Below are 23,421 nucleotides of genomic sequence, written 5' to 3'. Positions count from 1 at the left end.
GGATAAACAGACAAAGGTGGCGTTTTAACATGGATGTAAAGTTTCCTATTGGTCCATTGCAAGTACCTGAACAGGTGACACTTGCCAATGTAAAGGAATGGTTACAACAAACGGAATCATATACGACACGTTTAAGAGAAGTGGTCGATTCATTAAATGAAGAGCAGTTAAACAAAACTTACCGCGAAGGTGCGTGGACAGTTCGTCAGCTTGTTCATCATATTGCTGATTCACAACTAAACATGTATCAGCGACTGAAGCTGGCACTAACGGACGATAACCCGACAGTGCCGGGATTTAATCAAGAAAAGTGGGCAGTACTGCCAGACAATGACTTACCTGTAGAAAGCTCGATTAAAATGCTTGAAGGTATTAATGAGCGGATCGTTTCGTTAGGTCAACGTATAACTGAAGACCAGCTAAAACGTGAATTTACACATGAGACAAACGGGCCAATCACAGTTGCCAAAAAATTAGCGAAATTGGCATGGCATGAAGAGCATCATTTCGCTCATATTAAAATCGCCCTATCAAATTAATTCTCTTTATTGTAATGGCTTACCAAATAGTGGTAAGCCATTTTTGTGAGTGTACTATTTTATTTCCTTATATAAAAAGACGAGACGTTCAATTTCATCAAAGCCATTGTTTTTATAAAAATGTTCTGCTGGAATATTTCGGTTTGTGAGTAGTGTCATCGATTCAACTGATTTCTCTTTCAACTGGATTTCTAAATAGTTGAGTATCGCTTTACCAATTCCTTTATTTTGCAACGTTTGATCGACGCACATTTCATGGATGAAATATTCATCGCCACTATACCACTTCCGTTGCACGCCCATTATAAAGCCAAGCAGTACACCATTTTCGATAGCAATTACACCTAGAAAGTTTGGGGTATTGTAGTAATCGGATAAATACTGGTGCGCACTTTCATCGTTCCAATTGTCATTCCACGGCTCTGCATTAAATACTTTTATAAATGTATCTGTACATGTTGCTAAATCGGATTCTTCCATTCTTTTAAATTCCACTATGAATCGCTCCTTTTAAAGTTTTTTCGTAAAACAGACAATGCGGTTCGCTTCTGTAAAGCCTAATTTAAGATGAACGTTTATACTGTCCTGATTAGACAATTCGCAGTCGCTTGCAAACTCTGTACATTTCTTTGTTCTAGCCCAATGTTCACATGCTTGTACTAACTGTTGCGCGAAATGCTGTCTACGGGAATCCTCTACTACATATAAGCCTTCCAAATAGCCAACCGGTGTGGAATGTGTACCCTCCACATAATCAAACCGGAGCTGACATTGTGCAAACCCAATTGGTTCTTCATCGTTAAATGCTAAGAAAATAGTACTGTTCTGGTTTGTAATAACGTCTTCCATGTTCTGTACGAATTCTTGTATATCATTACCTGGCCAAAGGAGTAAAGCAAGGTGAGCTGCTGCAGATGCTTGGTCCAGTGTCGCTTCTTTAATCATAGGTTCCTCCTGTTTTTTAGTAATAAGTATGTTTACTATTATAGAATAAAATGGAAGTTGATAGGTGGTTATGCACTGGATCGTCAAAAATTTATTTTCAGTTAAAGGACAAACTAATGCAATAATTGGAAGGAAAAAGGCTTTTAAAAAGGGAACTTTTTTAAATAGCTGATTAAATAAAGGGGAGAAATTGCTTTGAGTAAGTCATTTATTGAACAAGTCCATTATATTCGAATTCCTGTAAAGCATTTAGAAGTATCTGCACAATGGTACAGTGATGTATTAGGGTTCCAGTTACTAAATAATACTGAGGAAAGAGCGATTTTAAAAGTAAATGAAGGACCTTTCTTATTAATCTTAGTTCCTACTGAAGATGAAACATTTGCACATTTCACAATTGATAATAACCTGGAATTTAGCATTGGCTTCACGAGTCCTGAACTATTTAAATTTCATCAACACTTAATTGATCATCAAGTTACGGTAGAAGATATAAAAGAAGATAATGGGCATGCCTTTTTCCACTTTTATGACCCAAATGGGAATAAACTTCAAGTTCACTGGTGAATTATGAAATATATTACCTAATATCATTACACAACAAGAGTGGTGAAAAGGTAAAAATATTGAAGCGAATCTATCTTTCACTAATAGGTTAAGTCACAGCGTTTTAACAGAGCCTAAAAATAAAAAGCAAGCCATACGATCAACGTAGGCTTGCTTTATAAAGGTTTTAAAGCTTTCGTCTGCTCAATGTAAATAAATGCATCGTATCTTGAACCGATATTGGATGGAACATAATTTCCGTATACTTCATATTCAGGATGGTAGACAACACCAATTGCACGATGGCCAATCCGATCATTAAATAATTTCCGATTCTCCTCAGTAAAAATCAGTATTTTATCTTGTCCGCCAGCTGCGTGGAGCTGTCCTTCCCATGTGTTGAGTTTGGAAGAGGGCACTTGGATTATTTGCAAAGGATCTCCCCAACTGTCAGCAGCAATGACCGTACCTTCATACGTCCCGAAGCCGATCGCAAAAGTATTGTCCATTCCATATTGTTCACGAATAAGTTGACCGACGTTGATCATCTGATCTTCTTTCATGCTGGTGACGGATGCATCTCCGATATGTGTATTATGTTCCCAAATAATGATTTTTGCATCATCACCGTGATACTTCAATAATTCATTGATCGCTTCCACCATATGTGAATCGCGTGTATTCCACGAGATTGCATCCTGCATCATTTCTCGGTAATACGTTTCAGCATTTTTTGCGACAAGCGCATTCATCATGACATTTAAATCTTCCTCATGTTTATTCGAGTACTGTTCCTTGTTATTTCGCAGCGATTTCAGCAAATCTGTTACTTCACGGACACATTCATCCGTAAATTGAGCAGTGGAAAGGGCATAATGTTCGGGCATTCTGTTGTAAGGTTCAAAGCAGGAAAATGCCTTCTTTGCGTGCTCAAAATCTGCTTTATACTTAGGGTTTTCAGATAAAAAGTGTATTACTTCATCCATCGATTCAAAGAGACTGTATAAATCAATACCATAAAACCCGACTTTATTGCTCAATGTGTCATTTTTATCCTTTAGCCACTCTACGAATTCTTTTACTTCTTCATTTGCCCACATCCATTGCGGCCACCGGTTAAAAGATTCCTTTAAAATTGTTGTGGCAGTTGCATTGTCATCTTCATAACCTTTTACATAGCGGTTTACTGCCTGTGCAGATGGCCAGTCTCCTTCAACAGCGATTATATTAAAGCCTTTTTGATTGATCAGAAGTTTTGTTAACTCTGCGCGGACTGTATAAAACTCCGATGTACCGTGCGACGCTTCACCGATCATCACAATTTGGGCATTTCCAATCGAATCAACAATTTTATTTAAACTGTGTTCGTTAAAGGGTAGGGCGTGCTCTTTTATTGCAGCTACCAGTTTTCTTGGCATATTTTTTTCGCTCCTTTCATACAACGTTATCTTTCCCGTACTATTCATATGAATACCCGCATTCGTGTAAATTATTCGGAAGCATATTTGAAAAACAAAAGAAAGTTATTTTGTATATACATAAAATAAGTGGTGATACTAGTAGCGATGGTCGGTTAGCCATCGAATGATTTTGGCGCATGATTCCTCGTGAATCCAATGCGCCTTTAATTTTGCTCATTTTTTTGAAGATAATCTTAATCTTTTTACAACTTTCAGGTTAGTAATTTTGTACTTCATAGGAATTTATAATATGATAGTTTTATACTAAATGAATTAGGGAGAATGACTTAATGAGTATTTATAATTATTTAGTGAAAAAAACGAACGGTGAGATCCTGTCAATGGAAACTTATCGTGATCAAGTGATGTTGATTGTGAATACGGCAAGTAACTGCGGATTTACTTTTCAATATGAAGACATGCAAAAGTTATATGAACGCTATGCAGCAAAAGGGTTCACAGTACTATCATTTCCATGCAACCAATTTGGCGAGCAGAACCCGGAAGACGGAGAAACGTCCGCAAGACAATGCAAACTACAGTTCGGTGTTACATATCCAGTATTTGATAAAATCGATGTGAATGGCAAAGAGACTCATCCGCTATTCAACTACTTAAAACACGAGGTTGATTGTCCGGAATTTGTACGTGATACAATGCAGCAAAAACATTTGTACAATACAATTCAATCAAACTATCCCGATTATTTAATCGGCCGCAATATTCGCTGGAATTTCACGAAGTTCCTAGTAGACCGAAACGGCCGTGTCATCCAGCGTTTTGAGCCGGATGCTTCATTCCTGGATATCGAAAATGCGATTGAACAGCTTTTGGAAACTGCAGCTGTAAAATAATCACATGACAAATAAAGCCCATTCCTTCAATGGAAATGGGCTTTATTTTATGCATTCTTTTTCGTCCTTGTAGTGGTTGCACGTTTTCTCGTTTTCGGCTTCTTCGTCTTATCCAGGGATGCTTGTAATGCGGACATTAAATCGGTCACATTATCAGGCAGCGGTCGTTTTTCGTTTGCCACAACCGTACTTTCCGTTTTCTTTTCCTCGATCAGCTGCATGAGCGCTGTACGGTAATCATCCGTATATTTGGTTGGATCAAACTCTGTTGTCAATTGTTCAACAAGCATAAGGGCCGTATCCAGTTCCTTTTGCACGACTGCTTCAACACTTGGTATATTCGGTACATCCCCGACATCTCGTACTTCATCCGGGAAATGAATGATCTCCATAACTAATGTATTTTTATAGACACGGACAATGGCCAATTGCTCTTTTGACCTGATCGTAATTTTAGCGACACCGATTTTACCTGATTCCTCCAACGTTTTTCGTAATAGGACATAAGCTTTTCCACCAGTATTATCAGGTGATAAATAGTATGTTTTTTCAAAATAAATCGGATCAATTTCTTCCAGCTTAACAAAATCTATAATCTCTACGGATTTGTCCTCATTTTCTTTACGCAAGTTTTCCAAATCCTCTTCATCTAAAACGACGAATTTGTTCTTTGTATACTCGTATGCCTTTACGATATCTTCATCCTTTACTTCTGCCTGACATCCTTCACACACCTTTTTGTAGCTGATCGGTGTATGGCATTCCTTATGGAGCTGCCGAAGTTTAACGTCTTTATTTTCAGTTGCGGCATGTAGCTTGACGGGAATATTTACTAAGCCAAAACTAATACTACCTTTCCAGACAGTATGCATGTTGTCACCTCATTTTTCCTTACTATGGGACTAAAAATTTAATTTATGTATTGTCTGCGAAAAAAAACAAAGCATAAATATAAAAACGAAAGTTGGCCTATATGTGAAACCTATGCTATTAACCGATGTACCGGACATTCCATCAGGTGACGATTGGTTGTATGAGGCAAAGTATGACGGTTATCGCTGTATTTTAGTTTGGGAAAAAGGCAAAAATATTCCTGAGCTGAAAAGTCGAAATGGTAATGTATTAAATGAAAAATTTCCAGAAATCATTCGTTTCTGTAAGAGTATTTATGCCGAAATCGAACCATATTTACCGCTGATTTTTGATGGAGAAATCGTTTATTTAATCAATCATTTTCAAAGTAAATTCTCGTTTGTGCAAAAGCGCGGAAAAATGACGAACCAAAAAAATATCGAATCGAATGCAAAGACATTTCCATGTCATTATATTGTGTTTGATTTACTGAAACTAAAAGGGAAAGATAAGGGAAATAGCCGGTTAACAACAAGAAAACAATTATTATCCGATCTTTTTGAACGGCTCAATTTACTTGGCACTGTGCAATATAATGATTCAAGGAGACTTCAAGCGATAGATGTATTTGAAGATCCGCATTTACTTTGGCAAAAAGTAACGTCCCATAATGGGGAAGGAATCATTGCGAAAAAGCGCAACAGCAAATGGCTGGAAAATACGAGAACGAAAAGCTGGCTGAAAATAAAAAACTGGAAACATGTAAATGTCATCCTCACGAAATTTGATCAATCAAACGGTTTTTTTAATGGTGCAATCTATCAAGAAGACATGCTTATGGAAGTGGTTTCGTTTAAACATGGTTTGTCCGAGGAAGAAAGCAAAACATTGATCACCTTTTTTAAATCGAAAGGGACAGTGAAGGAGAAAAGTATATTCGAGATTCCCCCTTCAATTTGCGTAACCGTTGCCTGTATTGATTTCGATGGCAGTAAATTGAGAGAGCCGCGCTTTCATTCGTTCCAACATCATCTGGACGTTACCGAGTGCAACTGGCAGCAAATGCAGAGACAATTAAACCCGATTCCGGAAAGTGTCATCGTCACCCATCCGGACAAACCGGTTTTTCCTGCTAGCCATATTACAAAGGATGACTATTTGTATTATTTACAGACGGTAGCGCCCATGATGATGCCTTTTCTGCAGGACCGGTTATTGACGGTCATCCGTTATCCGCACGGAGTACCCGGTGAAAGCTTCTACCAGAAAAACTATATCGAAAACTTGCCGGAATTTATCACAACTCAGTTAGTAGACGACACCCATTTTATCTTGTGCAATAATCTCGAATCCCTACTGTGGTTGGGAAATCAGCTCGCTTTGGAATTTCATATTCCGTTTCAGCCGGTCAGTTCAGAACAGCCGACAGAAATTGTATTCGATTTGGATCCACCGTCCGTTCATGAGTTTGGATTGGCGGTCGATGCTGCTATAAAGTTTAAAACGATAATGGATTACTTTAAACTGACAAGCTTTATTAAAACGTCAGGCGGAAAGGGCATGCAAATCTATATCCCATTGCCACTGCACACATTTTCTTATGAAGATACGGGTGTATTTACCGAGTTTATATGCCGATTTCTCGTACAGCAATTTCCTGATTCGTTTACAATCGAGCGGATGAAGAAAAACAGGGGTAAAAGGCTGTATTTGGATTATGTCCAGCATCGGGAAGGCAAAACGATTGTGGCACCATATTCACCACGCGGCAATAATAAAGGATTAATCGCCACTCCATTATTATGGGAAGAAGTAAACGAAGGATTAACGCCTGATCTTTTCACGATTCCAAATATAATAAAACGTCTGGAACGCATGGGGGATCCTTTCAAAAATTTCAGGGAAGTGGGTGAGCGGCAGCCATTCCGAGCTGCTCTAGATCAAATAACTGGGAAACAAGTGTAGTTGGTAGCACCAGCAGTCTACTTAGAAAAAAGCCTTCCGCAAATTATGCGAAGGCTTTTCTTTTATACATTAAGAAGGATTAATCACTATAGGAGCATCCTCATGGTGGTTTGAATGACTTGGGGATAAGTCATAAGCAATCAGCGTAACATTTAATTTTTGTTCCAGTTGCTTAATTGCCTCGAGTTTATTCAAATCCAGTTCTGCAAATTTTGTTTCTTCCACAATAATCACATCCTTATTACAGTATAGATGTAGTATGAAAAGTAAATTTATATTTATCCGTGTTGTATGTAGTACAAAATAGCGATTCAGTAAATTTGGCAGAAAAAAAGAGAGATAAAATATCTCTCAAGACTCAAGAATTAATTGCATTATAGTTTAATGGATGAAGAATATTTGTAAATACGTCCTTTTTTACAATAAAATATGTTTTCTTATTATATGTAACGACCACTTGCCCTGGTTTAACAAATACTTTAGCTGTCTTTAAATTAGCATATGGCACACCTAATAATTTTGAAATGTTCATGATAATTACCCCTTTTCAAGTTTCTATTTTTGTTATTCCCAAAATAATAATAGTTTTAAACTATATTAGATAAATTTATGCTAGAAATAAGGTTCGAAATTCAAGGTAAGTCAATGATTTTACAAATTTAATTATGAATAAAAACCTTCGTACCAATGGTTGCTCTAGATGATAATTCTAGAACATCGTGATTAAACATTCTAATACATCCATGTGAACGATTCTTACCGATTGAAGCCGGGTTATTCGTTCCGTGTATACCATAATGAGGCTTAGACAATCCCATCCAAAGCACTCCGAATGGTGCAGGAGGATTAAGTTGTTTATTGATGATCGTGTATGTACCAGAAGGTGTTGGGGTTAATATTTTGCCAACTGCAATCGGGTAAGCTTTTATAAGTTTATTGTCATCCATTAGCTTTAATCGATGTTTTAAAGTGGATATGTCGATCCAGATTGTCATGAAGATCAACTCCAATTTTAAAATAGTATGAAGCAATATAGATATCAGTTAATTCGAGGAAACCAATTTTGTCGATCTTATTTCTTGGCGAATTTAAAAAGACCTGAGCAACGACTCAAGTCTATAAAACGATAAATCTTTATTCTAATATATGCTGCTAAAGCCCAAATAATTACTCGCAGACCAGTTCATTTTTTTCGGAATGATTAGAGGTGAAATCGTTGAAGAAGCTTATTCGGATTTTATGTTTGTGACTTCACTACCGGAATATAGATATCGCAAATTTTCCCTTCATCCAGCATGCAACGGTCATCGTATAGTTCAAAGTCATTACAACCTGGTGCATACTCGAATCCCGACTTAGGAAACCATTCATTAAAAATATAATTCCATGTTCCCTGAATGGCAGCTACAAAGTTTTTAGCATCAGAAGGGGGTGTAGAAAATACGGCATAAGTTGCGGGAGGTACTTCACAAACATGGTATTCGTCAGCAATTTTTGCCCCAGCTTTTGGTTCGACACCGATTACATATTCAAACTCTCCAGTTGTCGGGTCTTCCGGGAAGCATACGCCATATTCATCGTGCTTTTTAATAAAGTTTTCCGAGTGAAGTTTTTCCATTTTTCCGCCGCTCATATAGTCATCCCAAAAAGCTGGGATTGCTGTAGAGTTTTCTCCGCCAGTTGAAGTTGTTTTAATGGCATATCCAGCAAGTTTAATAGCAGGCAGTGTAACAAATTTAGGTTCCATAACTATTCCTCCGATAAAGTATTTGTACGTACAGGTTAGGCTTGGCTGGAATGGACGGCCACAATGCGCATGCAAACGGTAAGTTCCTGGTGAACAGCCGTAATAACGCCGAAAAGCCTTACTGAATCCAGAGTGTGTCTCAAACCCATATTCCACTGAAATATCGAGAATCCGTTTGCCTGAAGAAAGTTCATGTGCAGCAAATGCAAGTCGTCGGTTCCGGACATAGGTCATCACCGAATATCCGGTACCCCATTGGAATACCCGGCTGAAATGCCAAGTTGAATAACCCGCTTGTGCAGCCAAAATATCCGGACTGATATTTTCAGTAATATTTTCATCGATAAACTCTAAAATCCCCTGTAAAGTTTCTATTGTGTCCATTTATATCCCCCTAGCTGTATAGTCATTCGTACAGTAAAATCAGTATACCAGAGCACTGCAGGAAAACTGTTCCAAAATTGCTGTATTTGAAAATTGAAAGAAAAAGTAAAGAAGCGTGATGATATTGGATTACTGGTTTAGTTTAAACACTTCATCAATTACCATATTTAAAATAGCATATCGATTCTTTATCCTTACAACTCAATCATTTTAGCGCTATAATACCTCTAGAGGTGAAGAGAATGTATATTTCAGAAACAACAGTAGAAGTGCGCTATGCCGAGACAGATCAGATGGGTGTCGTTTATCATGCCAATTACATCATTTGGTGCGAAATCGGGCGTACACAGATTGTGAAGGATTTAGGATTTAATTATGCGAAGCTTGAAGAAGATGGGTTTTTATCGCCTGTTATGGATTTCTCGATTCAATATAAAGCGGCGATGCGCTACGGACAAACGGCGACAGTTCGCACATGGATTGAAGAACATACGAAGCTTCGTACTACATATGGCTATGAAATTCTGCATGAAGACGGCACCGTTGCCGTAACGGCGAAGTCTCAACATATTTTAGTGAAAAAGGAAAACTTCCGTCCGGTCGCATTGAAAAAGATTGATGCTGCTTGGGATGCCAAATATGCGGAAGTTGCGAAAATTCAAAGTTAATCGACATGTCCTGTTAAATTGATAACAGGGCATTTTTTCTTTAACGAACAGACGAATATTGTTATAATCATATACGACCTAACGGAACTGTATATAAAAAACTATGAGGGAGGTGTGTTCATGGCACCAAAAACAATCGCGAATATTCAAACCCGCTGTCATATTTTATTGACGAATACGGCACGTGAAGCGATGAAGGAGCATGTTCCAGATGAACACGCCTTTTTTAATTTACAGCAATATTTCATTGTCGCGATTGAGAAAGTATCAGTCGATGAAGAGCAAACGCATTTGACCATCTTTTTCGACAATGAAAAAAATGTAAAGCTTAAAAACAAGTTTGAAGAGCGCGTCGTCATCATGGACTGTGTTTTCGACCGGAAAAACGGGCTTGTGGCGAAAAGTTTTCGAACACGCGGCAAAGGGACACCGGTTGTCACAAATCGCCGCGCCACGATGAAAATCCGCTTCGTTGCCTCCCGTATTAGCGGCCATACATACCAGGAGCCGTTTCTAAAGGCAATTGACGAATTGCCGATTGCACAGGAACGCTTTGATTATGTCAATAAGCGTATCAGCAGCTGGGAAGGCTATTTAAAAGTGTTGAACAAAAATGCGGACATTGAAGATATTCATGCCCGTTTTTCAAGTGTGACGTTTGATGCCGACTTTTCTCATATGACCGTCCGAATTAATAACCTTGATAAAAAACAGTGGAAACAGCTGGAGGGGCTAAGTGCGCGTTTACGCGGCTATGTCCAGGAAATCGGGGATGTTGCCAAATTCCGTCGTAACGAGAATACCGTCGAAATTGCGTTAAAACCGTATTACAGTAATTTAGCGCGGAGAAATGAGCTTCAGTTCCAATCAGAAGACATCGAATTCTCCAATGCTGCAACGAAATCACAGCTAAAACGCCTTTTAAAAGGGTTTGAACGTTTAAAAGAAGGATTGGCCGCAAATGCGAACCTCGAAACGATTCTATTTGAAGATAAACCAGTCATTGCCGAACGCAGACAAACGATTCCTCTACATTTTCATAATCGGCTGAATCCTTACCAGCAACAGGCAGTCGAAGGGGCGATGAGTTCTGAAGATTTGTATGTCATTCAAGGTCCGCCGGGTACTGGTAAAACGACAGTTATTTCGGAAATTTGCTATCAAAATGCAAAAGCAGGACTGAAAACACTTGTTGCTTCCCAATCAAACTTAGCGGTCGACAATGCATTAAGCCGGCTTTTATCAAACAAAGATATCCGGATTTTACGCTACGGTCGTACAGAAAGTATTGAAGAGGAAGGGAAAAAGTTCATTGAAGAAAATGTTGCGACCTATTGGCAGGAGCAGACTTTTGAAGCAATCGGCCATGAAATTTCGCTGCATGAAAGAAAAGAACAGCTTTTAAATAATGAGATCAATCAAGCACAAAATGAAATTGCAGCGCTTGAACAAAAACAAAAAGAGCTCGAACTGCAAATTGAACAAAAAGAAGCGGCAAAAGCCGAATTGCATGTTTTGGCCGATAAGATCCTGGCATTGAAAAAAGAACTGACTGAATGCAAAAAAGAATTGGAAGACAATGAACGCAAACTGGAAAAACTGCAGGCAACACAGAGCACAGTAGCAGAAACCGTTGCGAATTTTGAACAGCAGTTAAAAGACGGCTCGACTGTCGAACAACTGACTGAACAAGCGCAACAGTTAAAAGAAGCGAGAGAAAACTTCCAGCAGCAACTTACGCAAAGTCACTATAAAGCGCAATTTGAACAATTTCAGCAACGCTTTGATGCCGTTAAAGCAAAGATCGAAAAGGCGAATGTAACATCACAGTATGATTTGCTCGTTGATAAAATCGCATCGCTGAAAAAGGTATATGAAATTGAAGATTTCATGAATGAATACAATATTCGCCGAAACTATGCAATGGACCGGTTACTCACGGCGCTTGAACGAATTCAGCCGCAAATGGAGCAGTATAAGCCGATTAAAGATGTGAAGGAACGTCTTGAAAAGGCGTTGCATTACAGTGAAACGTCATTAGACATCCATGTAATACCGGACAGGCTGGATATGGGCCATCACTATACGCTTGAAGAGATTCAGGAGTTTTTGACGAAGCTTAGCATCGCTTTCCGGGACCGTCGAGTAAATGCCCAAAACGGAACCCGCTCCATTCAGGGCATTCATTTACGCATGCAATATATCGAGCAGCTGAACAATAAATATATGGATGCAATCCGTGAAACGGTGCTCATTTTCGAAAAGCTGAAAGAAGAAATCATTCTTCAGTTTAAAGAGCAAAATGATGTGAAGGCACAGCATCTTCAGCAATTGGAAGAAGAGGCAACAGCGGTAAAATCCCAAATGGATGCGGTCAACGAAAAAATCGATCCATCGATAACGCTAACCCATACAACGGATGAGCTGGAAGAACTGCTCGCAACAAATGAACTCGAGCAGATGAAAACCGAAACACAGCGCCAAAACCGGGAAAAAGTGGAGCTTCAACTGAACAAAAAAGCGGAGGAGCTGGCAGTTTTAAATGAACAGATTGCCCACGGTACGGAGACTGTCGAACAGTTAACAGTGCGCTTTAAAGGCATCAACAGTGAAGGCATCCAGCTTGAAAAACGCCGGACAGAACTGGAGCAGCTGACAAAGCAGAACCCTGAGCTAGCGATCATCGAAGTAAACGAAAAGATCGAACAGCTCACAGAGAAGATTGAGACGCTAGAAGTGAAAATTAGTTTGCTTCCGGTAACAGCGGAACTTCAAAACGAATGGCACGGCTTATTGAAAAATGCCAATGCCCATGACTTGGAGGAAATCCGCAAACTGTATGTGAAACACGCGAATGTCATCGGAACAACATGTGTTGCTTCAGCGAATAAAGAGTTTATGGACAACTACCCGACATTTGATGTTGTCATTATTGACGAAGTTTCGAAAGCAACACCACCTGAACTGTTACTGCCGATGCTAAAAGGTGCCAAAATCATTTTAGTTGGGGATCATCACCAGCTGCCGCCACTTGTCGGGGATGCGACGTTTGAAGAGACATTGGAGCAAGTTGTGAAGGAAAGTACAACATTTGAAGAAAAACGGGAGCTTGAAAAGTTACTGGAAGAATCGTTGTTCGAGCGTCTTTATAACAATCTGCCGTCACAAAACAAAACAATGCTCGCACTTCAATATCGTATGCATAAAAATATTATGTCAACTATCACGCCGTTTTACGAAAATGAATCCGAACAGCTGCAATGCGGGTTAGAGGATTCGGATGCTGTACGTGACCATTTCCTTGAAACATCCAAAATTACGCGGAAACACCATTTACTATGGCTCGATATTCCGAATGATAAGCCGTATTTTGAAGAGCGTATGAAGGAAGGTTCGAGTCTATTCAATTTGGCTGAGCTGGAACAAATTAAACAGCAGCTGCTTGAATTGAATGCAGCGACAGAACAAGCGAAAGCACAAGGATTGATTCCGCAGGACGCATTAAAATCGGTTGGCGTTATTTCTTTCTACGCTGAGCAAGTAAAACGCATCAACCGTTTGATCGAACAGGAAATCAGTGTACCGCATTTACACATCCGTACAGGATCAGTCGATAAATTCCAAGGGATGGAGATGGATGTGATTATCGTCAGCATGGTGCGGAACCATGACAATGAGCGCGGAGAAATCGGGTTTGCGAAAGATTACCGCCGCCTTAATGTTGCATTATCCCGCGCAAGGGAACTGCTGATCATGATCGGCAGTACTGAAATGTTCACAAAGCGTCCTAAAAGCGCGAAAACACGGGATATGTATGCCCATGTATTAACGACAGTAAAAGAGCAAGACGGCTATTATGCTGTGTAGAAACAGGGGGATTGAATGGATTTACAAAATACAGTTTTACAGCTGCAGAAAGAACTCATCCAAAACCCGTCCATTGAAATAAAAAAGCAAATGCAATATGCCATTCCGATTCACACATTGGAAGTAAAATATCATCCGGTGATGCGCAATGCGATGGATATTTTAATGAAGATGATGCTCATTTCATTTGAGAAGGCAAAGCTGAAAAATGTAGAGTTATTAGCCGAAATTTTGTTAGTGGAACCGTTATTTATTCATGATTTGACGAATAAAATGTTACGACTGGGTATGATTGTGAAGGAACAGGAATTTGCACTTACCGCTAAGGGTAAGGCACAGCTGGAATCGGGCATTTTTGAAGAGGAGCTTGAAGAAACAAGTTATTTTATTCAATACAGCCCGATCCATGAGCAGCCACTGGATGGTGATCTGGAGGAATTTGCGGATTTGGAGGAGTTTCCGGAGCCTTTCCCGACAATCGAAACGGAAGAAATCGAAGCAATTGAAGAAGCGGTGCTGATTGAATTCATTCAGCAGCAACTATCCGAACAACCGGTTGCGGAAGATGAAGTACCGCATTATATTACAAGTGTTGTTTCGACGGAATCGATCCAGATTAATGATATACCGGTCCTATGTTTTTTGCTTTTCGATCAAAAGGAAAACAGACATTTTGTGCGGGTATACAATACATTAACACGTGTATGGGATGAACAGCTGGAGACAATGTTATTCAATATAGAAAAAGAACAGCTGTAGTAAGCGTGAAATAATATTTTTAGAATTATTGCAAAATTATAAAGCACATGATACACTAATGACAATTTAATAGTCTTATCAAGAGAAGCGGAGGGACTTGGCCTTATGATGCTTCAGCAACCTCTAGTTCAACTAGAAAGGTGCTACTTCCAGCAAGGTGTGAACCTTGGCAGATAAGAACGGGTAAAAAGGCCCCTCTCATTTCTGTTTTTGCTGGAATGAGAGGGGCTTTTTATATTGTTCTGAAACAGTTTGTTTCAATCGTAAAACAATGCATTGCCTGAAAACCACAAGATTATTAAAAGATTGTTGAAAAAGTTTATGAGGGGGAAAGTGGAATGCCGATTAATATCCCGAAACATTTACCGGCGGGAGAGCTGCTTAGAAAAGAGAAGATTTTCGTTATGGAGGAAGACCGTGCGAAAACGCAACAAATTCGACCGTTAAATATTTTAGTGTTTAATTTAATGCCTGAAAAAGAAAAAACCGAGCTGCAATTGCTGCGTTTACTCGGGAATACACCGTTACAGGTAGATGTGACATTTTTAAACACGGCTACATACGAATCAAAAAATGTTTCCAAATCACATTTAGATACATTTTACCGAACATTCGACCAAGTAAAGCACCGTCGTTTTGATGGACTGATCATTACCGGTGCGCCAGTAGAGAAAATGGATTTTGAAGAGGTAGGCTACTGGAATGAAATCACGCATGTTATGGATTGGGCAAATGAACATGTCACTTCGATCATGTATATATGTTGGGGCGCCCAAGCTGCCCTGTACCACCATTTTGGTATTGGAAAGTTCGAATTGCCGAAAAAATGCTCCGGTGTCTATTCCCATGTGATTACGGATTTAACAGTAGATTTAGTGCGGGGCTTCAGCGATGAATATGTGGCACCGCATTCACGTCATACGTCGGTTTCGATTGATGAAGTGCGGGCACATCCTGACTTGCGTCTACTAAGCTATTCGGATGACGCAGGGGTGTTTATTGTTCAATCGAAAAACAATAAACATATTATGATTACCGGGCATCTGGAATATGATGCAACGACACTATCCGATGAGTACTTCCGCGATAGAGAAAAGGACCCGGACAATACGGAAATGCCGGTCAACTATTTCCCGAATAACGACCCGCTACAAAGACCGAAAAATGTTTGGCGTGCCCATTCGCATCTGTTGTTCTACAACTGGCTGAACTATTACGTATACCAAGAAACACCGTATGAATGGCATTACGTTGATGAAAATATTGAATATCATATTTAATTTGTGTAAATGAATTGAACCAGCAGGAGGTGGACTCCTGCTGGTTCAATTTTATTTAATTGCAACCCAGGCACGTTCGCGTTCGATCTGCAAACTGATTTCCCGCCCGAAGAAATCGCTTAACAATTCGTCCGTTAAAACAACTTCCCGTGCACTGGCTTCCACATTTTTTCCGTCTTTCATCAGAAGCACATGGCTAAAACAAGGGAGAATTTCTTCTACATGGTGTGTAACATAAATGAGGGTAGGGGCGTTTTCCGCTTCTGCAATCTGCTCAATCGTTTGCAGCAAGTTTTCCCGTTCAATCAGGTCCAGGCCCCCGCACGGCTCATCCAGAATTAAAATTTCTGGATCCGCCATAATGGCCCTTGCGATTTGAACACGCTGCCGTTCACCTTGTGACAAATGCTCAAATGATTTATTTGCTAAATGGTCACAGTGAAAATGTTTCATAATAGAAACGGCATGATCAATTTCTTCTTCTGTCACATCGTTGAATAGACGAAGGGCACCGAACTTCCCGCTGAGCACGATTTCAATCGCATTATCCTGCCAATTGAAGTTATCGATCATCGCATTGCTCACCCAGCCGATCCGCTTTCGAAGCTTCGGTATATACGTCTTGCCGTAGGTTTCACCAAGCACCTGGACTTTTCCTTCATTTGGCCAAATATAGCCGTTAATTACTTTTAGCAAGGTTGTTTTACCGGATCCGTTTAACCCTAAAATCGCCCAATGCTGCCCCTTTTGTACATGCCAGCTTAAATCATTTAAAATCTTTTTATCATTGCGATATAAATGGATATTTTCAATATGTATCATTTAAAAACACCTCCACTTACTACTATGCACTCTTTTCCAATTGAACGGAAGTATTTTTTGAAAATTGTAACAATTCGAGAGAAAAAAAGAAAGCAAACGTAGAATGCTTGCTCTCCTATTATTTATATAACAACACTTTCGACACCTGCTGCGCGGTGGAACAGCTTTCCGTTCCATTTTAATGCCCATTGTACGACAGGTCCTAAGCCGAATGCCATAAATACGGTACCGATTCCAACAGGTCCGCCCAATACAAAACCTAATACAGCAACCGTTACTTCCATCGTTGTACGTGCGCGGTTGACACTCCAGCCGAGGCGATGCACCAACAGCAGCATTAACGTATCACGAGGCCCTACACCGAGATTTGCAACCATATACATCCCGCAGCCAAAGCCCAGCAGAACAACGCCAACAACAAACGCCAATGTTTGTTCTAATAGTGTATTTGCATCCGGTAAAACGATTAAAAATATATCAATAAAAATCCCTGTCAGGAACATGTCCAAATAAGTCCCGGCTTTTGGCAATCTTTTTGTGAAAAACGTATCAACAGCCAGAATAAGCAAGCCTAAAATAATGGACCACATACCGACCGTCAAGCCCAAGTTTTTTTGTAGTCCGATATGAAGGACATCCCATGACCCAACTCCTAGTATTTGTCCTTTGATCGTCAATGCGACGCCTAATGATAAAACAATGATGCCTGCAATAAAAAATACGCAGCGCCAATAAAATTCCTGTTTCACTTTCACATGTAATCCCTCATCAATCCTCGATATAATCCTTACTCATTATAACGATTGAATCGGCAAAAATGGATTTACAATAAATTCGAAACATTTGAACTTTTTGAGCTGAAAATAGACCCGATTAGAATAGGGAATATGGGCATTTAATTTTCATATGAATAGCGCAATTCATCGGACGAATTGTCGACATCTACAACTAAATGATGTTCATTAAAAAACCATTCATCGGATTTTTCGATATAATAATGAATGCCTTCAACAACTGTTTCAACACCTATTTCATGCGGCTGCTCCCGGGTCATCCCTAACGAAAAACCTTCATGAAAAGGTGAAGAACCTCCATATCGTGCATAAAAGCGAATAAAATCGCCTTTTTCTACTTCCATCTCTTGTTTAAACCAATTGAGTGCTTTTTCTGATAGTTTGATTTCCATATATTTCACCTCTACTGTCATTATGCAGTAAATAAAAAAAACTTACAAAGCTCGCGTTCTGAATTTCAAAAGATGTGTCCAGACAAAAAAAGACTGAAAGGAAACCCCTTCAGTCTACAGTTTAAAATCCTTTAATTTTCGGTTCAGTACCGGCTTTAATCCGCTTAATATTTTCACGGTGACGGTAAAAAATAAAGCCTGCCAAAACGACAACTAAAATGAGTAATGCATATTCACCTGTCAGCATCCAATGAACAATTACATAAATAACGGCCGCAGCGGATACAATCATAGATGACAAGCTCACCATCTTAGTTAACTTTAAGGCGATGACAAATACGATGATTAAAATTAAAAATAACGGTAAATTATAGCCTAAAATAACACCGCCGCTTGTAGCAACCGCTTTCCCTCCACGGAAGCTTGCGAAAATCGGAAACATATGGCCTGCTGCTGCAATCACACCCAAGAATAGCGGGTGGACAGTGCTGTCTGCAAAAAACGGCAATAACGGTAACAATACCGCAGCCGTTCCTTTTAATATATCAATAAGCAGTACGGCAATACCCGGTTTTTTACCTAATACCCTAAATGTATTGGTCGTTCCTAGATTGCCGCTGCCTTGTTGTCGAATGTCCGTTTTGTAAAAAATCTTGCCAATCCACAAAGCTGATGGAATGGAACCGATTAAATAAGCACAAATAATAATTAACGCGTTGATCAAGTGTTGTGCTCCTTTCGAATTCAGAATTACTACTTGGTACTAATAGTATGTATCGAATATTTTACAATGTTTTTTAATAGAAGGAAAGAGGTATTATTTTTTCGTCCATCGTAAAAAAACAGGGAAAAAGTTACATTTTATTGTTTGCTACTAAAGGATATGCTTTTAAACGTTCGTTTTTGATGATACAATTAATCTTTGCAAAGCCTAAATTAGTACCTTTCAACATTGACATCATGCATATTTGAGCGTACGATTAGGTAGTAAATAGAACGTTTGTTTGTATTTTTGGAGGGGATTACATTTGGTAAAAAACCAAACCGGTATTTCGTATAATGAAGATGCCATTCAAGTATTAGAAGGTTTAGAAGCCGTACGCAAAAGACCAGGGATGTATATTGGTTCTACAGATAGTCGAGGTCTTCACCACTTAGTGTATGAAATTGTAGACAATGCAGTGGATGAAGCGCTTGCTGGATATGGAAATCATATCATCGTGAAGATTCATGAAGATAACAGTATTAGCGTGCGTGACCATGGTCGTGGTATGCCAACAGGTATGCATAAAATGGGTAAACCAACCCCGGAAATTATTTTCACCGTCCTTCATGCAGGCGGAAAGTTTGGACAAGGCGGCTATAAAACAAGTGGTGGTTTACATGGTGTTGGTTCATCTGTTGTAAACGCCTTATCATCATTTTTGGAAGTAACGATTTACCGTGATAACCAAATTTATCGCCAGCGCTTTGAGCAAGGCGGGAAACCGGCGACATCGCTAGATATGATTGGGAAAACGAAGGAAACAGGAACACTCGTACATTTCCTGCCGGATCCATCGATTTTTTCTGTCGTTAAATATAATTATGATACATTGGCAGAGCGCTTACGTGAATCTGCATTTTTATTAAAAGGATTAAAAATAGAACTGATCGATGCCCGTGGAGAAGGACAGCATGAAATTTTCTATTATGAAAACGGGATTGAAGCGTTCGTCACATACTTAAACGAAGAAAAAGACGTATTACATCCGGTTAAATATGTAGAAGGCACAATTCAAGAAATTGAAGTGGAGTTCGCACTGCAATTTAACGACGGCTATTCCGAAACGATTTTATCGTTCGTCAACAATGTTCGTACTCGTGATGGGGGTACACATGAAACAGGTGCCAAAACAGCTCTGACACGTGTATTTAATGAATACGCTCGCAAAATCGGGTTACTGAAAGAAAAAGATAAAAATCTGGAAGGTACCGATATTCGTGAAGGCCTGACAGCAATTGTTTCTGTACGTATTCCTGAAAATCTGCTGCAATTTGAAGGTCAGACAAAAGGAAAGCTTGGTACATCTGAAGCACGTTCAGCCGTTGATACCGTTGTTTCAGAACAATTAATGTATGTGCTTGAAGAAAATGCCGAGCTGTCGGCTTCTTTAGTGCGAAAAGCAATTCGTGCCCAACAAGTGCGTGAAGCAGCACGTAAAGCACGTGATGATGCCCGTAATGGGAAAAAGAAAAAATCAAGTACTCTTCTGTCTGGTAAGTTGACACCTGCACAGTCGAAAAATGCTTCAAGAAATGAATTATACCTAGTAGAGGGTGATTCTGCTGGTGGTTCGGCTAAGCAAGGTCGTGATCGGACGTTCCAGGCGATTTTGCCATTGCGCGGTAAAGTTATCAATACCGAAAAAGCAAAGCTGCAGGACATAATGAAAAATGAAGAAATCGCAACGATTATCCATACGATCGGTGCCGGTGTCGGAGCTGATTTTTCGGTGGAAGATGCCGCTTACGATAAAGTTGTCATCATGACCGATGCCGATACAGATGGTGCCCACATCCAAGTATTATTGCTGACATTCTTCTACCGTTATATGCGCCCGCTCATCGAAGCAGGAAAAGTATATATCGCGTTGCCGCCTCTTTATAAAGTATCAAAAGGATCCGGCAAAAAGCAGGAGCTTATGTATGCTTGGACAGAACAGGAGCTGAGTGCAGCTACGAAAAAAATCGGCAAAGGCTATATTATTCAGCGCTATAAAGGGTTAGGTGAGATGAATGCCGACCAGCTTTGGGATACAACAATGAATCCCGAAACACGTACATTAATCCGCGTTAAAATTGAAGATGGTGCACGTGCAGAACGTCGTATAACGACATTGATGGGCGATAAAGTAGAGCCCCGCCGTAAATGGATTGAATCAAACGTCAACTTCGGCATGGAAGAGGATGCAAGCATTTTAGAAAATGAATTCATCCAGCATGAGGAGGTTAACGAATAATGAGTTTTGTAGAAAAATTTCAAGATTTGCCATTAGAAGAAGTAATGGGTGACCGTTTTGGTCGTTATTCCAAATATATTATTCAAGACCGTGCATTACCGGATACACGAGACGGGCTAAAACCTGTTCAGCGTCGTATATTGTATGCGATGTTCCATGAAGGTAATACTTTTGACAAACCGTTCCGTAAATCTGCTAAAACAGTCGGAAATGTAATCGGTAACTATCACCCGCACGGAGATTCTTCGGTATATGATGCAATGGTCCGTATGAGTCAGGACTGGAAAAGCCGTCATATGCTGGTCGAAATGCATGGTAACAACGGTTCTGTCGATGGGGACCCGCCAGCCGCAATGCGTTATACCGAAGCTCGTCTATCGGCAATTGCCGCTGAACTGTTACGTGATATTAACAAAAATACAGTAGAATTTGTCCCGAACTTTGATGATCAGGATATGGAACCGACTGTCTTGCCATCACGATTCCCGAATCTTTTAGTTAACGGCGCAACAGGGATTTCGGCTGGTTATGCGACGGATATTCCGCCACATAATCTGCAGGAAGCACTTGATGCGGTTTTAATGCGTCTGGATAACAAAAACTGTACAGTCGATGAACTGATGACCGTTATTAAAGGCCCTGATTTTCCGACAGGCGGTATTATTCAGGGTGTTGACGGCATTAAAAAAGCGTACGAAACAGGAAAAGGGAAAATTATTGTCCGTTCACGCACAGAAATCGAACAGCTAAAAGGCAATAAAGAGCAAATTATCATTACAGAAATTCCATTTGAAGTAAATAAGGCCAACATGATTCGTAAAATGGATGAGTTGCGTGTAAATGACCGCCGTTTAGACGGTATTTCCGAAATTCGCGATGAATCCGACCGTAATGGTTTACGGATTGTTGTGGAGCTGAAAAAAGATGTACCTGCACAAGGGATTTTAAACTTTCTATTAAAATCAACAGATTTGCAAGTTTCGTATAACTTCAATATGATTGCGATTCATAACCGTCGTCCGATGATGATGACACTGCCACTCATGTTGGATGCGTACATTGATCACCAAAAGGAAATTATGCGCCGCAGATCCCAGTATGACTTGACGCGTGCAGAAGATCGCTTACATATCGTTGAAGGTCTTATGAAGGCCTTATCTATTTTAGATGAAGTGATTGAAACAATCCGTGCTTCAAAAGATAAACGTGATGCGAAAAATAACATTATCGAGAAATTCGGCTTTTCGGAAGAACAGGCAGAAGCAATTGTCAGCCTTCAACTTTACCGGTTAACGAATACCGATATTACGCAACTACAAAAAGAACAAGATGAGTTACATGAGCTTGTTGTGAAACTGAAAGCCATTTTAGAGGATGAAAAGAAATTGATCCGTGTCATTAAATCTGAATTGAACGACATTAAAAAACGCTTTACAGTACCTCGTCTTTCAACAATCGAAGCAGAAATCGAAGAGATTAAAGTAACGCGTGATGTATTGGTGCCGAGTGAAGAAGTTGTCGTAACCGTGACAAAGGACGGCTATGTAAAACGGACAAGCCTTCGTTCACACAGCGCTTCAAACGGCAAAGATTTTGCGATGAAAGATTCCGATTACTTGCTGTACGAAGCTAACTTAAATACGCAGCATCATTTACTCCTGTTTACGAGTAAAGGGCACTACATTTACCAGCCGGTCCATGAGCTGCCTGATATTCGCTGGAAAGATCTCGGACAGCATATTTCAAGTATTGTGCCAATCGATTCTAACGAAGAAATTATCGAAGTCATCGGTATTGAAACGTTCGATAAGCCGAATGTGTATGTATTTACCGCTACAAAAGAGGGGCAAATTAAGCGTTCGGCACTCGCCGATTATATCGTCACTCGTTATTCGAAACCGATTAAGACAATGAATTTAAAAGGTGAGGACGAGATGATTTTTGCCCGCCTTGTTACAGATCAGGAAGAAGTATTGCTTTCTACGAACACGAGCTATACAATTCGTTTCCCTATGGAAGATCTTCCGGTAACAGGGGTAAAAACGGCAGGAGTTAAAGGAATTATTGTTAAAGAGGGCGAGTATCTTGCGGCTGTTGCATTGTTAAAACCGGATCAGGAACAAGAGCTCGTTATCGTAACACAGCGCGGTGCCGTCAAACGAATGCTATTATCGGAACTTGAACTTGGCAACCGTGCAAAACGCGGCGTCGTCATTTTAAAAGAGTTAAAATCGAATCCGCACCGAATTTTTACAATTTTAGTTGTCAACTTTAGAAATACGTTTACTATTGAGACAGAAAAAGGCATACAGGAAACGATCTCTGTGACATCCTTAACGAGAGCGGATCGTTATTCAAACGGTTCACTGCGGATTGATACAGAAGGCGATGGGGCAATTAGCCGCGCCTATGTGGAGAAGACAGAGTAAGGATTCATGTATATTAGCCGAAATCTAAACATAAGATAAAAGTAATTCATTGACATGAAAGGCATACTTTCATACAATGAAGTTAGTAAGATTCATGCGTGATGGATCTACAGTAG

At 39.8% G+C, this 23,421-nt stretch carries 22 protein-coding genes and 1 riboswitch; of the genes, 10 read left to right on the top strand and 12 right to left on the bottom strand.

What is annotated here, in order from left to right; translation table 11 throughout:
* Nucleotides 1–29: 29 nt before the first annotated feature.
* On the top strand, nt 30–539 hold the full coding sequence (locus tag CBM15_RS09345; protein ID WP_065215985.1) for a YfiT family bacillithiol transferase: 510 nt from the start codon (nt 30–32) through the stop codon (nt 537–539).
* A 54-nt stretch (nt 540–593) separates the two neighbouring features.
* Here the strand turns inward: CBM15_RS09345 and CBM15_RS09340 are convergent, their stop codons facing one another.
* Nucleotides 594–1,034 carry a GNAT family N-acetyltransferase gene (locus tag CBM15_RS09340; protein ID WP_087617268.1) on the bottom strand — a complete coding sequence of 147 codons (441 nt, stop codon included), beginning with the start codon at nt 1,032–1,034 and terminating at the stop codon, nt 594–596.
* A 15-nt stretch (nt 1,035–1,049) separates the two neighbouring features.
* Nucleotides 1,050–1,484: an aminoglycoside 6'-N-acetyltransferase gene (gene aac(6') / locus CBM15_RS09335; RefSeq protein WP_087617267.1), complete on the bottom strand. Its 435-nt coding sequence runs from the start codon at nt 1,482–1,484 to the stop codon at nt 1,050–1,052.
* Between the two features lie 195 nt (nt 1,485–1,679).
* Between aac(6') and CBM15_RS09330 the strand changes: the two genes are divergently transcribed.
* Complete coding sequence (locus tag CBM15_RS09330) at nt 1,680–2,051, top strand: VOC family protein (RefSeq protein ID WP_087617266.1); 372 nt, start codon at nt 1,680–1,682, stop codon at nt 2,049–2,051.
* Between the two features lie 155 nt (nt 2,052–2,206).
* Here the strand turns inward: CBM15_RS09330 and CBM15_RS09325 are convergent, their stop codons facing one another.
* Entirely contained in the window at nt 2,207–3,448 is a 1,242-nt protein-coding gene (locus CBM15_RS09325) for an erythromycin esterase family protein (RefSeq protein WP_087617265.1), read from the bottom strand.
* A 332-nt stretch (nt 3,449–3,780) separates the two neighbouring features.
* On the opposite strand from CBM15_RS09325, the gene CBM15_RS09320 reads away from it, so the two are divergent.
* On the top strand, nt 3,781–4,344 hold the full coding sequence (locus tag CBM15_RS09320) for a glutathione peroxidase (protein WP_087617264.1): 564 nt from the start codon (nt 3,781–3,783) through the stop codon (nt 4,342–4,344).
* A gap of 47 nt (nt 4,345–4,391) precedes the next feature.
* Here the strand turns inward: CBM15_RS09320 and ku are convergent, their stop codons facing one another.
* Nucleotides 4,392–5,216, bottom strand: coding sequence for a non-homologous end joining protein Ku (gene ku, locus CBM15_RS09315; protein WP_008407087.1), 825 nt, complete (start codon nt 5,214–5,216; stop codon nt 4,392–4,394).
* Between the two features lie 103 nt (nt 5,217–5,319).
* Here ku and CBM15_RS09310 point away from each other — a divergent pair, with 103 nt between their 5' ends.
* Nucleotides 5,320–7,161, top strand: coding sequence for a DNA ligase D (locus CBM15_RS09310; protein WP_087617263.1), 1,842 nt, complete (start codon nt 5,320–5,322; stop codon nt 7,159–7,161).
* Nucleotides 7,162–7,230: 69 nt separating this feature from the next.
* Here CBM15_RS09310 and CBM15_RS09305 read toward each other — a convergent pair whose 3' ends face one another.
* The 4 genes from CBM15_RS09305 to CBM15_RS09295 form a co-directional block, all read right to left on the bottom strand.
* Nucleotides 7,231–7,386: a hypothetical protein gene (locus tag CBM15_RS09305; protein WP_014823888.1), complete on the bottom strand. Its 156-nt coding sequence runs from the start codon at nt 7,384–7,386 to the stop codon at nt 7,231–7,233.
* A 133-nt stretch (nt 7,387–7,519) separates the two neighbouring features.
* Nucleotides 7,520–7,693 (bottom strand): hypothetical protein, encoded by a 174-nt coding sequence (locus CBM15_RS19360; RefSeq protein ID WP_008407084.1) that lies wholly within the window; start codon nt 7,691–7,693, stop codon nt 7,520–7,522.
* Nucleotides 7,694–7,820: 127 nt separating this feature from the next.
* Entirely contained in the window at nt 7,821–8,156 is a 336-nt protein-coding gene (locus CBM15_RS09300) for a L,D-transpeptidase (protein ID WP_087617262.1), read from the bottom strand.
* Nucleotides 8,157–8,398: 242 nt separating this feature from the next.
* Nucleotides 8,399–9,292, bottom strand: a complete 894-nt coding sequence (locus CBM15_RS09295) for an AraC family transcriptional regulator (protein ID WP_087617261.1) — start codon at nt 9,290–9,292, stop codon at nt 8,399–8,401.
* A 242-nt stretch (nt 9,293–9,534) separates the two neighbouring features.
* Between CBM15_RS09295 and CBM15_RS09290 the strand changes: the two genes are divergently transcribed.
* From CBM15_RS09290 to metA, 4 genes are all read left to right on the top strand, one after another.
* Nucleotides 9,535–9,960, top strand: coding sequence for an acyl-CoA thioesterase (locus CBM15_RS09290; RefSeq protein WP_087617260.1), 426 nt, complete (start codon nt 9,535–9,537; stop codon nt 9,958–9,960).
* Nucleotides 9,961–10,080: 120 nt separating this feature from the next.
* Nucleotides 10,081–13,827 (top strand): AAA domain-containing protein, encoded by a 3,747-nt coding sequence (locus tag CBM15_RS09285; RefSeq protein ID WP_087617259.1) that lies wholly within the window; start codon nt 10,081–10,083, stop codon nt 13,825–13,827.
* A 15-nt stretch (nt 13,828–13,842) separates the two neighbouring features.
* Nucleotides 13,843–14,586, top strand: coding sequence for a hypothetical protein (locus CBM15_RS09280; protein ID WP_008407079.1), 744 nt, complete (start codon nt 13,843–13,845; stop codon nt 14,584–14,586).
* 72 nt (nt 14,587–14,658) lie between these two features.
* Nucleotides 14,659–14,766: riboswitch (SAM riboswitch) on the top strand.
* A 158-nt stretch (nt 14,767–14,924) separates the two neighbouring features.
* Nucleotides 14,925–15,866: a homoserine O-acetyltransferase MetA gene (gene metA, locus CBM15_RS09275; protein WP_087617258.1), complete on the top strand. Its 942-nt coding sequence runs from the start codon at nt 14,925–14,927 to the stop codon at nt 15,864–15,866.
* 51 nt (nt 15,867–15,917) lie between these two features.
* Here the strand turns inward: metA and CBM15_RS09270 are convergent, their stop codons facing one another.
* The 4 genes from CBM15_RS09270 to plsY form a co-directional block, all read right to left on the bottom strand.
* Nucleotides 15,918–16,688: an ABC transporter ATP-binding protein gene (locus CBM15_RS09270; RefSeq protein WP_087617257.1), complete on the bottom strand. Its 771-nt coding sequence runs from the start codon at nt 16,686–16,688 to the stop codon at nt 15,918–15,920.
* 122 nt (nt 16,689–16,810) lie between these two features.
* Entirely contained in the window at nt 16,811–17,437 is a 627-nt protein-coding gene (locus CBM15_RS09265) for a DUF6198 family protein (protein WP_193433782.1), read from the bottom strand.
* A gap of 146 nt (nt 17,438–17,583) precedes the next feature.
* A complete protein-coding gene (locus tag CBM15_RS09260; protein ID WP_008408787.1) occupies nt 17,584–17,874 on the bottom strand; it encodes a HesB/YadR/YfhF family protein in 291 nt (96 codons plus the stop codon).
* Between the two features lie 121 nt (nt 17,875–17,995).
* Nucleotides 17,996–18,598 carry a glycerol-3-phosphate 1-O-acyltransferase PlsY gene (gene plsY, locus CBM15_RS09255; protein WP_087617255.1) on the bottom strand — a complete coding sequence of 201 codons (603 nt, stop codon included), beginning with the start codon at nt 18,596–18,598 and terminating at the stop codon, nt 17,996–17,998.
* 304 nt (nt 18,599–18,902) lie between these two features.
* On the opposite strand from plsY, the gene parE reads away from it, so the two are divergent.
* The gene (gene parE, locus CBM15_RS09250; protein ID WP_087617254.1) at nt 18,903–20,876 is read left to right on the top strand and encodes a DNA topoisomerase IV subunit B; all 1,974 of its coding nucleotides are present in this window, start codon (nt 18,903–18,905) and stop codon (nt 20,874–20,876) included.
* The gene (gene parC, locus CBM15_RS09245; RefSeq protein WP_087617253.1) at nt 20,876–23,305 is read left to right on the top strand and encodes a DNA topoisomerase IV subunit A; all 2,430 of its coding nucleotides are present in this window, start codon (nt 20,876–20,878) and stop codon (nt 23,303–23,305) included. The genes parE and parC overlap by 1 nt, the downstream gene beginning before the upstream one ends.
* Nucleotides 23,306–23,421 lie beyond the last annotated feature (116 nt).

The sequence above is a fragment of the Solibacillus kalamii genome (assembly GCF_002174535.1).
Classification (GTDB): domain Bacteria; phylum Bacillota; class Bacilli; order Bacillales_A; family Planococcaceae; genus Solibacillus; species Solibacillus silvestris.
This window is presented reverse-complemented; position numbering and strand designations above follow the sequence as displayed.